Below are 14,028 nucleotides of genomic sequence, written 5' to 3' on the forward strand. Positions count from 1 at the left end.
TGTTTAAAATAATCAAGTCAACCGCTAACTTTAAAATGCTCAAATAAAGCTTACAACACCCATTTTTCAAGCACAAATTCGATCACAAGCTTGGCAATAAAGCCAAAAAAACCCATACCCAATGCAACAAAGATCCAAAAAGTCCCCGCTTTACCGGCATTTGATTTTTTAGAGATATCCCACATGATAAAAATCAAAAACCCAATAAAAATAGGCAATAAAACGTACAAGCCCAAGGTGGTAATCGTCTCAGCTGATACCAAAAACAGCGTCGCCATCGCAGACATATTAAGTACCTTTGTGATTATTTATCCACACATTATAACAATATTTATCCCAACTACCAACCTTCGCGCAAGAATAAGCACGATATTTTTATAAAAATTTGCTAAAATAGCCTTTGTTTAGGCTTATTAAAAATCTCACCTAAGTTTACATTTTTCATCACCGCCCCATTTTGCTAAAACCACACAGGATATCGCCATGGCTCAAAGACCCCAAAAACAGCCTTCCGCCGTCTATAAAGATGAAGTGCATAATCGTAGCTTGGGTCTAAGTAGCTTGCTTTGGATTGTGGTGGGGCTATTGGTGGCAGCGATGTTGGTGGTTTTTTTATATTTATCGCCCTTATTTGATGGCTTTGGTCAACGAGTGGATCCTGAGCCTGAAGCGGCCGTTGAGCCCATCACCGCCAATGAGCCTGACATTGAATTTGAATTTTATGAAGTCTTACCTGAACAAAAATTCCAAAGTATCCCTGAAGGCGTGAGCATCCAAGATCGGGAAGAAGATAGCCTGCCCAAGCCATCGACCGATGTGGTCATCAATCAAAGCACGCAAGCTGACACCAGCCAGCCAGCGAGCATTTCCATCGTCGAAGAAAATACCACTTATGATGAACCCAGCAATCCTTTGACCACCAATGACCCTGCCCAAACGGGCGAAACAGCACCATCCAATCGTCAAAGCCAATACATACTACAAATCAAAAGCTATGAAAAAGCCGAAGACGCCGACCTAAAACGTGCCGAAGTACTCATGGCAGGCGTGGATGCCATCGTGGTGCGCCAAGATACAAAAGATGGCTATGTGTATCAAGTCATCTCAACGCCCATGACTCAAAAAGAAGCTTCCACCGCCAGCGTACGCCTGCGTAATAACGGCATTGACGCTTTGCTGATCGAGCAGCGCCCCAGCCCCAGATAACCTCACAGTCATCATAAATAAAAAGCGCCCCTTGGTGAGCGCTTTTTATTATTCAAATAAGTTAATTTGGCTATTTTTTGATGATTTTTTTGATACCAATCACACCTGCCAAAATCACCAAGCCTGCAATCAAGCCTACCACACCATTATATAACGCTTCGGTCAAGCCGCCAAACACGCCCGATAGCGCCGCCAAATCCTGAGCTTGATGATGCAAGATGGCAACACCATGCACCAAAATCCCGCCACCGACTAAGAACATGGCAAGCGTGCCAGCAAAGGATAAAAATTTCATGAGCTTTGGGGCAAAAGCCAATAAGGCACGTCCCAAAGCTTGACGAAACGCCGAAGGCTGATTGATCAAATGAATGCCCATGTCATCTAATTTGACGATCAAAGCCACCAAGCCATACACCCCAACTGTCATCAAAATAGCAATGGCAGACAACGCCGCCGCCTTTGTTGTGAAAGTGGCTGCCGTCATCACGCCCAGTGAAATTACCACAATCTCAGCAGATAAAATAAAGTCCGTACGAATGGCGCCGCGGATTTTATCTTTTTCAAAGGCGACCAAATCAATCTGCTCATCGGCATTGGCTTTGAGTCTTTCGGTATGTGCTGCTTCATCGTCCATCTCGTGCGGCAACAGATTGGGCGCAAATTTATGCACCACCTTTTCGGCACCTTCATAGCACAAAAATGCGCCGCCAATCATCAATAAAGGCGTGATCAGCCAAGCAGCAATGGCGCTGATCAGCAGTGCAGCCGGCACTAAAATCAGTTTATTGACAAATGAACCTTTAGCGACCGCCCAAACCACTGACAGCTCTCGGTCAGCACGCACACCCGTGACCTGCTGAGCGTTCAGTGCCAAGTCATCGCCCAAAACGCCTGCGGTTTTTTTGGCTGCCATTTTAGTCATTACCGAGACATCGTCAAGTATCGTTGCGATGTCATCAAGCAGCATTAATAGACTACCACCTGCCATAGTTTCACCTTTTTATTGAATGCCTCACACATCATGTAAAGCGATTAGCCAGTATTATATATTATACGCCAGTCAGACGCATAGATTAAGGTTTTTTGGCGACCATCACTGCACGCTTGGGTCTGGGGTATCCCTCAGCAGTTTTTGAAGAATCCTTGGCATCCAAAAAATCATCCAAAGAATGATAAGTCATCCATTCGGTGGCACGCTGTTCTTCATTGGTCGTGATATTGACATCAACACAGCGAACCTGAGCAAAGCCTGCTTTTTCAAGCCACAGCTGCAAGGCGGGCACCGAAGGCAAAAAATACACATTATTCATCATCGCATAGCGATCTTTGGGAACAAGCACAGTATTGTCATCACCATCCACCACCAAAGTCTCCAGTATCAGCTCACCGCCTTTGGTCAGCTGATTTTTTAATTGTAATAAACAATCAAACGGTGAAGCACGATGATACAGCACACCCATACAAAAAACGCTGTGAAATAACCCTGGCTGATTTGTATCTTGGGGCAGCTCTTCTAGACCCACAGGAATAAAATGGATGGGCGACTGCTCATAGCGGTTTTTGATGTCGCCAAGAAAGTGACGAGTAGCCATAAACTGATGATAAAATAAGCAAGACGGATCAATGACAATCACCGTACTTGCACCTGCCCCAACCATACGAAAACCGTGATAGCCCGAACCGCCACCGACATCCAGCACTCGCTTGCCAGTCAAGTCGCTAATGTGCGGTAGCACTCGCTCCCATTTTAGATCACTGCGCCACTCAGTATCAATATGGATCAGCCGATCGCCTTGCCCAAATTTAAACCCGCCTTTTCGCCATGGCATGAGGTTTTTTAGTAATGCTTCGCTACGCCGATAGTCGCTGTGCTCAAAGTCAATCCATGAAGTGACACAAGCAGCATTCAGATCAATAGCAGTCGGCACAGCATTAGGTAGCTTATTGATGATTGAGTCGTAATACGGAGCGTATGCATAGCGATCCTTATTTTTAATGGCAGCCAACCAATCTGGGAGTAATTTGAGCCATTCATACGCCATCGGATGATGCTGCGCTAGGTCAAACAGGGTCTGATAAAGGTCTTTTTCGGCACGAGTGATCGTATTCATAAGGTCATCGGTCTTCGTCGTTGGGCAAAATTGTCATTAAAAGCTTGGCAGCTGATGATCAGCTTATACTCATTTAAAAGCCACAATGGACGCAAAATTTAAAAACATAAACCAAGTCAAGCTACGCTCAAAGCCTGCTTGCGCCAAGCGTTCATGGTGCTTGTGCAGCGTGTCGGTGATGAGCACATTTTCAAGCGCGTTACGCTTACCACTGATCTCCATATCGCTGTAGCCATTGGCGCGCTTAAAATCATAATACCGCTCCACTCGCCACGCATCGTCTTGTTCATCGGTTAGGTGAGTTTTTTCGGTCAAGATCAAGATACCGCCTTCTGCCAAGGCGTGATGGCATTTTTGGAGCAGCGCCAGTCGCTGATCTGGTGGTAAAAATTGTAAAGTTAGATTAATAATAATCAAATCACATGGCAAAAAATCCACTTCACAAACATCATCCAACCGAAAGCGAATGTCATGATCGGGATAATGCTCACCCACCACTGATTTGGCTTGCTCAATCATCGGCGCTGAGATATCGATGGCGTGAATCTCAAGCTCATCAGGGGCAAATTTATCCGCCAAAGCAAAGCTTACCGCCCCAAGCGATGTCCCCAAATCATAGACACGGCTTACACGCCCCCCGTGATCGCCCACTTGTCGAAATAAGCAGTGGCGGCGCGCCAAAATCGGCAGCATCGCAAGCACTTGCCCATAGCCTGGCACACTGCGGCGAATCATATCAGGGAAACACGCCACCACTTCTTCATCAAAACTAAAGCGAGCCGACTTATCAAGCGGTGTGGTAAATAAAGTGTCGTGTTTGGTATTTGGCATGAGTTATGATAGACTTAAAAAATGGTGTTATTATAGCATTGATTAGGATGAATATATGAAAACTATTTTATTAGGCGGCGGCTGCTTTTGGTGCACCGAGTCGGTATTTGATTCGTTAAAAGGTGTCAGCTCTGTCGTTAGTGGTTACGCCGGCGGTGCAAGTGATACGGCAAACTATCACGCTGTCTGCACGGGCGAGACGGGACATGTTGAAGTCATTGAAGTCAGCTATGATGAGTCAATAGTTGGTATTGATGAGATTTTGTCGGTATTTTTTGCCACGCACGATCCAACAACCCTAAACCGTCAAGGCAATGACATCGGCACGCAGTACGCCTCAGCGATCTTTTATACCGAGGATGAACAAGCAAAAGCAGCTGAGGCGATGATTGAGTCGTTACGCTCAGAGGGTGTGGGTGTGGTCACAAGACTTGAGCCTGCACCAACATTTTATGCTGCTGAGGACTACCACCAAAACTACTATGCCAATAATCCCACTCAAGCCTATTGCAATTTTGCCATTCCGCCCAAGCTTGCCAAACTGCGCGCAAATTTTGCACACTTATTAAAAGACGATCAAGACACATGGTAGCTTGGCTGTGCTTTGGGATAGCAAAAGATAAGATAGCTCACTGAGCGACCAAACACACGACATTCATCAAACACTAAGGAGATTTATGAAATTACGCCTATCCGCCCTAGCACTGGCTGCTGCCGGCATCACGCTGTCACAAACGGCATTGTCTAATGATCTGCCCACCCTGAGTAACAGCGAATTTCAGCAGTGCCTGAGCAATTTAAAAAACAGCAGCACCTTTCGGGGTGTTTCTGGGACGACATTTGAAAGATATCGCCCGTCGCAGCCTGATCCTAGCGTCATTCGCTCACTCAATTATCAGCCTGAATTTAAAAAGGATGTTTGGGATTATTTGGCATCTTTGGTGGACAGTGAGCGCGTCCAAGACGGTATCCGCGCCAAGTATGAGCAAGCCGAAGTCCTGCGCCGCATTGAGAGCCGCTATGGCGTCAAGCCTGAGCATGTGCTTGGCGTGTGGGGTGTTGAGAGTAATTTTGGTCAGACACTTGGTAAAAAGAATTTATTTGACAGCCTAGCGACCTTATCTTGTTTTGATCGTCGCCAAAGTTATTTTCGTGGTGAGTATGCCAGTGCACTAAAAATTGTCCAAAATGGTGATATTCGTCCCGAAGATATGACCGGTTCTTGGGCGGGAGCATTCGGTCAAACGCAATTTATGCCGAGTACCTTTTTGGAGCTTGCGGTAGACTTTGATGGTGATGGGCGTAAAGATTTGGTGAATTCAAAAGCCGACGCACTGGCAAGTACCGCCAATTTCTTGGTCAAGCGCGGCTATCGTCCAGGTGAACCTTGGGGCTATGAGGTGCGCCTCAATGGCTACGATGGCTCAAGCGGTCGCCGTAATAAGCAATCAATCAGCCACTGGCGCGCTCAAGGCATCACTTTGCCAAATGGTCAGCCCATTCCAAATAATATGGCATCAGCAGGCTTGCTACTGCCTGCTGGCAGACAGGGTCCTGCTTTCTTAGTGGGTAAGAACTTTGATACTTTTTATTCTTATAATGCTTCAGAAAGCTATGCGCTAGCGATTGCTCATTTGTCCGATCTTGTGCGTGATGAAAATATGAATACCAACTTTGCCACACCTTGGCCAACAGACGATCCGGGTATCGGTCGCCGCGAATCCAAAGAGATTCAGCAGGCGCTCATCAATGCCGGCTATGACATCGGTGCGGTTGATGGGATCATCGGCGATAATACGCGCCGAGCAATCATGGATTATCAGCGGAAAGTTGGCGTCACGCCTGATGGTCGTGCAGGGCAAAAGTTTCACCGATTGATCACCGGTCACACTGCTTCTATCCAGCCCGCCCAAACGCCGGTTCAATCTATCACCATGCCTGCACCTCAGTATCAGCCAGTGCAGCCAACCAATAGCACGCCAGCTGCCAGTGCGGTAGGGACGGTGACGATAAAACCTGCAACCACGCCATCCAATACAGGGACAACCTATCGGCGTGTCATCAATGCCGACGGCAGTTCATCATGGATATTGGTTGAATGATCCAAATAAAAGCCCAAGACAATCTTGGGCTTTTTTATTAAGTTTGTACTTTGATGCGAACAGTCAATTAAAAATCACTCTTCTTCTTTATCATCATCCCATTCGGCATAAGTTTTTGAAGGATTGATGCCTTGGCTCTTTAGATACTCCACCTGTTCTTCTAGCGTGCGTTTTTTTTCGGCATCATGCATGGTATCGCTTAATTGATCGAATTGTTCAATTTTTTCACGCAAAGTACTTTTTTTGGTATCCGTTGTCATTACAAGCTCCATTTTGGTGGTGGATTTAGTCATTAAATTCTTAATATCATTACACCAAATTTTCATCACAATTGCAAATCTAGCGAGCACCTTTTAATGATTCTTCACACAAAACCCACACTTAGATAAAGCTTTAATCAAAAGCCTGACTTAAACATCGATGGGCAAAAAGTCACTATCAACAAAGCTGATTGGCACCTGTGAGAGTCTGCGCGCGGTGGCAGGCACATCACCTGCCAAGCTAGATGCATAGAATTTGAGCGGCTCATCAAGCACCTCGCCATCAGCACTCACCTCAAAAAACTCAAGCAAAGACTTGACCCTTTGAGCGATAGCAGCGCCCGAATCAAGCAGCGTCATCGAAATCTGCTGCTCATCAATCCAATCCTGCAAAAATTGCCGAAAAAATGGATAATGCGTGCAGCCCAAAACGATCACATCCACGCCCTGTTGATACCATGCTTGAGTTTGTTTGATCAGAAGGTCAGCGACATGATGATCGATCGGCATCCCTGACTCTACCCACGGCACAAGCATCGGCTCAAAGTGCTTGTGCACTGTCACACCTTTTGGCGCTGCCACTTCATGAATGACTTGGGCAAGCAGTTGCCCTTGAAGCGTCGCCTGAGTCGCAAGCAAGGCGATCTGACGTGTCTGACTCATCTCACAAGCAGGCTTAACGGCAGGCACCAAGCCCACAATGGGAATACTACAGCGCGCCCGAAGCGCTGTCAAAGAGTGCGCCGAAGCGCTGTTACACGCGATAACGATGAGCTTACAGCCTTGGCGACACAGCCAGTCCACCGCCTGTAAGGTCAAAAATAAGATCTCATCACCTGACTTGTTGCCATAAGGCAGATTTTGGGTGTCTGCATAGTACACATATCGCTCTTTGGGCATCAGTTGTGACAGATGCCGATACACCGATAAGCCACCAACCCCAGAATCAAAAATGCCAATGGGTGCAGATTTTGGGGAATTTATTGAATCAAAATGCGGATGTATCATGTTGGGAGCCTTAAAACTTTAGGCTCATCAAAGACGCTTTTAAAAGCACCAAGTAAGCCTAACCGTGCTGTTCAATCTGATAGATTTTACCACCACTGCTCAGTTTTAGCACGGTTTTGTTCTGCCCATTTTCTTGGATTTGGCTAAGCTCACCCATTTGGATCAAATGATGCATGGCATTATTCATCAGGCGCGCGGTCAGCCCAAAGCGCGTGTCGATATATACCCGCTCTTCTTCACCAAACTGCTTAAAATACAACGGATGATCCTCATCCAAGCGAATCACATCGCCATTTGTCGTACCAAATTCTATCCACTCACCATCAGCATCCGTCACTTGGGTGACTTGATTGATAAATAATGGCGCGTCGGTCACATGGATTTGATACTTATCGGTCGGAGTTTTGAGATAATGAATGGCTTGACCATCATGCCATTCCACCCACAGTACACTGGCGAACAGATCCACAAGTGACTGACGAGTCACTTTCTCGCCCTCATGCCACCACTCGCCATTATCACGGATTTCGATATTCAGGGGTGACGTTCGTGTGGGCTGCCACTTTTGCAGCGGTGGAATTTTGCGTATCTTGCCGCCCTCGCCTGCTTCCTTAGTTTGTATGGCTTTAAGATCTTGGATCAGTGAATTGGATAAGTCTTTGTTTTTATTATTAATATCATCTATATTTGCCATGATGCTCTCCCTGTTATTTAACCAAAACCATGCCAAATGCTCAAAAAATTAGCCTGATTTTTTGCTGAATTATTTTACCAATTTAGCTTATCATGGCGTTTTTTAGGGGGAATTGCAAGGAGTTTTTATACAAGGCGTTGATAATAATTAAAGCCATTTTACGAAGATTTCTCAAAATTTTTGGGAGATGAGCGGTCTTTTATTTCAAATTGGTCAATACAAACCTTTCAAAAAAACTTGCCTAATTAGCGAAGATTGCTACAATAGACACTGTTGAAATGTTTTGGCAAGAATTTTGCCGCCTGATTTGCCAGCTGCTTTTGCTGCTCGCCTGTTTTTGATATTTGACCTATTTTTTAAGGATGTTTCATGCAAATCGAACGTGAATCTATGGAATTTGATGTCGTGATCGTCGGCGGTGGACCTGCAGGTCTATCCGCTGCAATCCGATTACGCCAATTGGCAATCGCTGCTGGGATGGATGAGTTCACTGTCTGCGTCATCGAAAAAGGCTCAGAATTTGGAGCACACACCCTATCAGGCGCCGTGATGGAAACGCGCGCGCTTGATGAGCTGATTCCTGACTGGAAAGAGCGCGGCGCACCGATCACGGTACAAGCCAAAGAAGACCGCGTATATATGCTTACCAGCGAAAAGGGCAGCGTCACCTTACCTAGCTCAGTTGTGCCAAGCAGCATGCACAATGATGGCAACTATATCGTATCGCTTGGTAATGTGGTTCGCTGGCTTGCCGAACAAGCAGAAAGCCTAGAAGTGATGATGTTCCCAAGCTTTGCAGCAAGCGATGTTTTGTATCATGAAGATGGCTCGGTGCGCGGTGTGGTGACAGGCGATATGGGTCTGAATGCTCAAGGCGAACCAAAAAACAGCTTTGAGCCTGGCTATGAACTACTTGCCAAATACACCATCTTTGCCGAAGGCTGCCGTGGACATCTTGGTAAGCGTCTGATCAGCCGTTTTCATTTGGACAAAGACAAAGATCCGCAGCACTATGGCATCGGTCTCAAAGAGCTTTGGGAAATTGATGCCGATAAGCATGAGCAAGGCGTTATCATGCATGGTTCAGGTTGGCCACTGTCAGAGACTGGCACCACTGGTGGCTGGTGGCTGTATTTTGCCGAAGACAATCAAGTCAGCTTTGGCTTGGTGGTTGATTTGTCGTATCATAATCCACATGTCTCACCATTTGATGAGCTTCAGCGTCTTAAGCTGCACCCAACCATTCGCCCGATCTTAGAAGGCGGTAAGCGTCTGTCATATGGCGCAAGAGCCCTAACCAAAGGCGGTCTGAACAGCTTACCAAAATTGACTTTTGCTGGCGGTGTGCTGGTGGGCGATGATGCAGGTTTCCTAAACCCTGCTAAGATCAAAGGCACCCACACCTCTATGAAATCAGGTATGCTCGCTGCCGAAAGCATCTTTAATGCCATTCAGGCAGGGCGCAGCGCTGATGAAGTAACTGAATACCAATCTGCTTTTGAGAACTCTTGGCTGTTTGAAGATGCTTATCAAGCTCGCAACTTCTCGCCATCATTACATCGCATGGGCACTTGGATGGGCGGCGCATTTACTTTTGTTGAGCAAAACTTATTTGGCGGCAAAATGCCATTGACCATTCATGACAACACCCCAGATTACTCAACACTTGATAAGGCTGATCATGCCTACAAGCCTGATTATCCAAAGCCTGATGGCAAGCTCACCTTTGACAAGTTATCAAGCGTGTTTATCTCAAATACAAACCACGCCGAAGACCAGCCAAACCATCTGCGCCTGACAGATCCAACGGTGCCTGTTTCGGTCAATTTACCGCTTTATGCTGAGCCAGCGCAGCGCTATTGCCCAGCAGGCGTCTATGAGATCGTCCAAAAAGAAGGTGAGGCACCTAAATTTGTAATTAATAGCCAAAACTGCGTCCATTGTAAGACTTGCGACATCAAAGATCCGTCGCAAAATATCACCTGGGTGACCCCTGAGGGCGGTGGCGGTCCTAACTATCCAAATATGTAATCCAAATACATAAAAGACCAAAAAGCGCTTTATCACATCATGAAGCGCTTTTTATTTTGGGGACATGGCTAAGCCAAGGTCATGTATTGATAAAACAGTTAGACTGGCTTACGATAGCTGTGGATCAGCTCATGGCAGATGGAATCTAGAGTGTCTGCATCAGACGTTTTGGCAATTTGACGAATCAATCTTGAGGGGCTGTGCATGAGGGTTTGGCTGAGCGCATGAGAAAATTCGCTCAGTACCGCTTTGGCATCCTCACCTTGATCAATCTGCGCCATCGCCTGACTGAGCAAGGCTTGAGTGCGCGCTTCGGCCATTTGACGATAATCTTGAATGTGCGTACGGGCAACCTGCGCCTGCATCTGCGCTTCGATGTCTGCCACCAGCTGACCCACCAAAAGCTCCGCCTCAACCGCGGCTTGCTTACGCTCAGCGATATTACCTGCGATGACATGCTGCAGATCATCTACCGAATATAGATAGATATTATCTAACTGCCCAACGGAAGGCTCAATATCTCTTGGCACCGCCAAATCCACAAGCAGCATCGGCTGATGGCGGCGTATCTTGAGCGCATGCTTGACCATAGCGGTATCGATGAGCGCCTGCATACTACCACTACAGCTGCTGACGATGTCCGCTTGTGGTAACACTGCACCCAATCTATCCAGACCTGCAAGCTCAATCTCAAGAGCACGCCCCGCTTGCTTAGCCATCTCAGACAGCTCATCAGACAGCGCCTGAGCTCTGTCAGGACTTCGGTTACAGATGATGATTTTTTTGACGCCTAAGGCAGCGACATTATGTGCCACCAAGCGATTCATCTCGCCTGCCGCCACCAATAAAAACGTCAATTTACTTGGCGTATCAAAAATCTGCGTAGCAAGACGAGCAGTTGCAAATCCTAAGGTCACCGCTTGCTGACCGACTTTGGTGTCACGGCGCACCGTCCGCGCCGCAGCAAACACCTGCTGCGTCAGCCACCCAAAATCACTGTCCACACCGCCATACTCTCGAGACAGTGCCACCGCCTGACGAATCTGACCCAAAATCTGCGGCTCGCCAAGAATCATTGAGTCCAGACCTGCCGCCACTCTCAGCCAGTGATTGAGCGCGCGTGAGTCTTCATAAGTGTACAAATAAGGGGCGATCTCATCAAATGACACGCCCTTGAATTCTGCCAACCATTCGCCAATCGCCTGAAGCTTAGCAGATGTCAGAGTGCCTGATTGTTCGTCTTGAGGCTCGTGGTGACCGACCACATCATCACTGATGCCAACATAAAGCTCGCTGCGATTACAGGTTGAAACGATGGTGCAGCCATTTGCCAATGTTGATAACTGCCCGATTGCCTGAGGCATATCCGAGCCAAACGAAAGCCGCTCCCGCAGTGAAACGGGGGCAGTCTTATGATTGACTCCGATGACAGCTAATTTCATACAAATGACCAAACAGCCCAAGCTGTTGCTATAATTTAAAAATTCACTATTATAACAGCTTTGATGCCATCACCGCCAATAAATTACAAGTTTATTTTGTTGAATATTTTAAATTTCAGTCTTTTATATAAGTTGTTAATGACGCTCTTTGATGAAAAGATCGGGAAAATAAAGGCGTGATCGTCGATTTACACAATTTCATGCCATTTCGTTTTGGTTATTTTGACGGTTTTGTTTGCACTTATCAAAAATACTTTTATAATAGAGCGTATTGCACCTTTAAATTTAGGTTATTTAATCATCTCACCTTCAGGAGGTGTTTGGCAGGTTATGAATTGGCTTGGGCGTAAACGGCGGTATCACTCAGACGATGTCTCAAAATCGGCACATCAAGGTACACCTGCACCCAAAAATTCTGTCAAAACTTTCAAACTATCCAAACCCATCCTGACCGCTTCAGTGCTCGCAGGCTTGATAGCAGCCACCGCCTTGCCTGCACATGCCAATGTTTTTGATCCTTTGCTGCGCATTTTATTGCCATTTTATAAAGACACCCCAAAAGCCGAGGCAGAACCTGAAGAGTCTTTAGAGGATATCGCTCAGACGCCCCCCGGCATGGCTGATATAGGCGAAGAAGCGTCCCCGATCACACATCAAGAAAATATATCGCTGCCAGATGCCAGCATTCCTGAGATTTTGTTAGGGGATACGCTGATCGCCGAAGACATAGAGCCTGTGCTGAATACGCCTGATTTATATGCGCTGATGGATGCTGAATTTGCTGCTGATCGTGGTGATATTGAGCGGGCTTTGAATATTTATAAGGCAGAATCCTTTAAGCAAAATGCCACCAATGTGTTTGAGCGCGCTTTGTCTTTATCGATTGAGTATGAAGCGCCTGCTCAGTCGCTGGCCTTTGCCACCGCTTGGCAAGATCATAATCCTGATCATATTCCTGCTTGGTTTTATGTCACTCATTTGGCACTCAAAGCAGGTGAATACAACCAAGCTGCTGCGATGCTATCAACCATCTTGCATTACGATCCGCGCTCAGACTTAGGGCAAATTTTGACTGGCATCATACCGCCCAAGCGAGAAGATAAGCGAGCTTTATTATACGCCTTACAAGGGCTTGGTGAAAAAAATGCATCCATCTCGGTGCTCAGAGCAGGGATCTTGATGGGATTGGCAGATTATCAGGTGGCGCGTCTGCATGTCAATCAAGCTCTAAGCATTGAGCCAAATAATTTGGCATTTATCACCCTGAAATTAGACATCTTGCGTGCCGCCAATCAGATGGATGAACTTTGGCGCTATCTGCATCAAGTGCGCAAAAAGCTCCCCAAAGAAAAAGAGCTTTATTTGTACGAGGCGCGCCATCTGATCGAAGTGGGTAATCTTAGTCAGGCTTGGCAGCTGCTCACACAAGCTGTCAGAAACACTCAAGATAAGGACATTACGCTTTTGGCAGGATTAGTTGGGCTTGATAGCGGTCGCTATGCTGCTGCCATCGAGATGCTCAGCCCCCTGATCAAAAATCCAGATATGGCAAGTCAGGCGTATTATTACATTGGTATCGGCTATGAGCGCTTAGGCAACCCCCAACAAGCGCGCGAAAACTTTGAAAAAGTGCATCATTATGAACATGTGCTTGATGCCACCAATAAAGTCGTTGGCTTTTATTTGGCGGAAAATAACACCGCTGATGCCATCAAAACGCTGATCCGCTTGCGTGATGAATTTGAAAGCTATGCCACTGACAGCTACATCCTTCAAGCTGAGATTTATTTGCGTCAAGGCGATGAACAAAAAGCCAAGGATCTGCTCACTGTGGCAAATCGTGAATATCCTGACGATGATCGCTTATTATATGCCAGCTTTCAGCTGCTTGAAAATGAACTTGAGCCTCAAGATAAGCGCCAAGCCATCGATCGACTGCTTGAGATTGATGAATACAATCCCTACTATCGCTTGGCAGATGCCAAACTTCGCCTGAGCCAAAACGCTAATGACACTGATGCACTCAACACCGCCGAAGAGATCAGCAACATCAGCTTTGATGATCCAGAGTATGACAGCCAGCTTCAGCTAGACGCCCTACTTGTTCTTGGTAGTCATGCTTTATCTGAGCAAAATTATGAAGCGGTGATTGATTATCTGCAAGCCCCTTATGAAGTGATGCCTAATCTGAACGTCGGCATTACCCTACTTCGAGCGTATCAAGGACTTGGGGATGAAGAAGCAGTGGCAAATCTTTTGGCTGACTTACAGTCTCGTTTTGCTGGTTCTGGCGCCATGGCTGACGACAGTCAAATTTATTAAACGATTAACCAGTCTTAAGTG

At 46.5% G+C, this 14,028-nt stretch carries 13 protein-coding genes; 5 read left to right on the forward strand and 8 right to left on the reverse strand.

The annotated features are described in order from the left end of the window. Positions 1-50 precede the first annotated feature (50 nt). Positions 51-287 carry a DUF2788 domain-containing protein gene (locus tag B0180_RS04045; protein ID WP_049238211.1) on the reverse strand — a complete coding sequence of 79 codons (237 nt, stop codon included), beginning with the start codon at positions 285-287 and terminating at the stop codon, positions 51-53. 196 nt (positions 288-483) lie between these two features. Between B0180_RS04045 and B0180_RS04050 the strand changes: the two genes are divergently transcribed. After that, on the forward strand, positions 484-1,206 hold the full coding sequence (locus B0180_RS04050) for an SPOR domain-containing protein (RefSeq protein WP_078255788.1): 723 nt from the start codon (positions 484-486) through the stop codon (positions 1,204-1,206). A gap of 70 nt (positions 1,207-1,276) precedes the next feature. Here the strand turns inward: B0180_RS04050 and B0180_RS04055 are convergent, their stop codons facing one another. The 3 genes from B0180_RS04055 to cmoA all read right to left on the reverse strand — a co-directional run bounded on the left by B0180_RS04055 (position 1,277) and on the right by cmoA (position 4,148). Further along, on the reverse strand, positions 1,277-2,194 hold the full coding sequence (locus B0180_RS04055) for a DUF808 domain-containing protein (RefSeq protein ID WP_078255789.1): 918 nt from the start codon (positions 2,192-2,194) through the stop codon (positions 1,277-1,279). Between the two features lie 85 nt (positions 2,195-2,279). After that, positions 2,280-3,317, reverse strand: coding sequence for a tRNA 5-methoxyuridine(34)/uridine 5-oxyacetic acid(34) synthase CmoB (cmoB, locus tag B0180_RS04060; protein WP_078255790.1), 1,038 nt, complete (start codon positions 3,315-3,317; stop codon positions 2,280-2,282). A 69-nt stretch (positions 3,318-3,386) separates the two neighbouring features. Then, positions 3,387-4,148 (reverse strand): carboxy-S-adenosyl-L-methionine synthase CmoA, encoded by a 762-nt coding sequence (cmoA, locus tag B0180_RS04065; protein WP_078255791.1) that lies wholly within the window; start codon positions 4,146-4,148, stop codon positions 3,387-3,389. A gap of 55 nt (positions 4,149-4,203) precedes the next feature. Between cmoA and msrA the strand changes: the two genes are divergently transcribed. Together msrA and B0180_RS04075 are read left to right on the forward strand one after the other, a co-directional pair. Then, positions 4,204-4,740, forward strand: a complete 537-nt coding sequence (msrA, locus tag B0180_RS04070; RefSeq protein ID WP_078255792.1) for a peptide-methionine (S)-S-oxide reductase MsrA — start codon at positions 4,204-4,206, stop codon at positions 4,738-4,740. An 85-nt stretch (positions 4,741-4,825) separates the two neighbouring features. After that, complete coding sequence (locus B0180_RS04075; RefSeq protein WP_078255793.1) at positions 4,826-6,250, forward strand: lytic murein transglycosylase; 1,425 nt, start codon at positions 4,826-4,828, stop codon at positions 6,248-6,250. Between the two features lie 74 nt (positions 6,251-6,324). Here B0180_RS04075 and B0180_RS04080 read toward each other — a convergent pair whose 3' ends face one another. From B0180_RS04080 to B0180_RS04090, 3 genes are all read right to left on the reverse strand, one after another. Then, on the reverse strand, positions 6,325-6,510 hold the full coding sequence (locus B0180_RS04080) for a hypothetical protein (RefSeq protein ID WP_227538726.1): 186 nt from the start codon (positions 6,508-6,510) through the stop codon (positions 6,325-6,327). Positions 6,511-6,660: 150 nt separating this feature from the next. Further along, on the reverse strand, positions 6,661-7,518 hold the full coding sequence (gene murI / locus B0180_RS04085; protein WP_078255794.1) for a glutamate racemase: 858 nt from the start codon (positions 7,516-7,518) through the stop codon (positions 6,661-6,663). 58 nt (positions 7,519-7,576) lie between these two features. Beyond that, complete coding sequence (locus B0180_RS04090) at positions 7,577-8,212, reverse strand: DUF1285 domain-containing protein (RefSeq protein WP_078255795.1); 636 nt, start codon at positions 8,210-8,212, stop codon at positions 7,577-7,579. A 369-nt stretch (positions 8,213-8,581) separates the two neighbouring features. On the opposite strand from B0180_RS04090, the gene B0180_RS04095 reads away from it, so the two are divergent. Then, positions 8,582-10,243, forward strand: coding sequence for an electron transfer flavoprotein-ubiquinone oxidoreductase (locus B0180_RS04095; protein WP_078255796.1), 1,662 nt, complete (start codon positions 8,582-8,584; stop codon positions 10,241-10,243). A gap of 98 nt (positions 10,244-10,341) precedes the next feature. Here the strand turns inward: B0180_RS04095 and hemA are convergent, their stop codons facing one another. Continuing rightward, the gene (gene hemA / locus B0180_RS04100) at positions 10,342-11,685 is read right to left on the reverse strand and encodes a glutamyl-tRNA reductase (protein WP_078255797.1); all 1,344 of its coding nucleotides are present in this window, start codon (positions 11,683-11,685) and stop codon (positions 10,342-10,344) included. A 330-nt stretch (positions 11,686-12,015) separates the two neighbouring features. Between hemA and B0180_RS04105 the strand changes: the two genes are divergently transcribed. After that, positions 12,016-14,007 (forward strand): tetratricopeptide repeat protein, encoded by a 1,992-nt coding sequence (locus B0180_RS04105; RefSeq protein WP_078255798.1) that lies wholly within the window; start codon positions 12,016-12,018, stop codon positions 14,005-14,007. Positions 14,008-14,028 lie beyond the last annotated feature (21 nt).

This window comes from Moraxella canis (assembly GCF_002014965.1).
Lineage (GTDB): Bacteria > Pseudomonadota > Gammaproteobacteria > Pseudomonadales > Moraxellaceae > Moraxella > Moraxella canis.

What these genes read in the sequence shown, in the direction of transcription:
- B0180_RS04045 (WP_049238211.1), bottom strand. Translation starts at nt 287, where the DNA reads ATGTCTGCGATGGCGACGCTGTTTTTGGTATCAGCTGAGACGATTACC.
- murI (WP_078255794.1), bottom strand. Translation starts at nt 7,518, where the DNA reads ATGATACATCCGCATTTTGATTCAATAAATTCCCCAAAATCTGCACCC.
- hemA (WP_078255797.1), bottom strand. Translation starts at nt 11,685, where the DNA reads ATGAAATTAGCTGTCATCGGAGTCAATCATAAGACTGCCCCCGTTTCA.
- B0180_RS04105 (WP_078255798.1), top strand. Translation starts at nt 12,016, where the DNA reads ATGAATTGGCTTGGGCGTAAACGGCGGTATCACTCAGACGATGTCTCA.
- msrA (WP_078255792.1), top strand. Translation starts at nt 4,204, where the DNA reads ATGAAAACTATTTTATTAGGCGGCGGCTGCTTTTGGTGCACCGAGTCG.
- B0180_RS04055 (WP_078255789.1), bottom strand. Translation starts at nt 2,194, where the DNA reads ATGGCAGGTGGTAGTCTATTAATGCTGCTTGATGACATCGCAACGATA.
- cmoA (WP_078255791.1), bottom strand. Translation starts at nt 4,148, where the DNA reads ATGCCAAATACCAAACACGACACTTTATTTACCACACCGCTTGATAAG.
- B0180_RS04095 (WP_078255796.1), top strand. Translation starts at nt 8,582, where the DNA reads ATGCAAATCGAACGTGAATCTATGGAATTTGATGTCGTGATCGTCGGC.
- cmoB (WP_078255790.1), bottom strand. Translation starts at nt 3,317, where the DNA reads ATGAATACGATCACTCGTGCCGAAAAAGACCTTTATCAGACCCTGTTT.
- B0180_RS04080 (WP_227538726.1), bottom strand. Translation starts at nt 6,510, where the DNA reads ATGACAACGGATACCAAAAAAAGTACTTTGCGTGAAAAAATTGAACAA.
- B0180_RS04090 (WP_078255795.1), bottom strand. Translation starts at nt 8,212, where the DNA reads ATGGCAAATATAGATGATATTAATAATAAAAACAAAGACTTATCCAAT.
- B0180_RS04075 (WP_078255793.1), top strand. Translation starts at nt 4,826, where the DNA reads ATGAAATTACGCCTATCCGCCCTAGCACTGGCTGCTGCCGGCATCACG.
- B0180_RS04050 (WP_078255788.1), top strand. Translation starts at nt 484, where the DNA reads ATGGCTCAAAGACCCCAAAAACAGCCTTCCGCCGTCTATAAAGATGAA.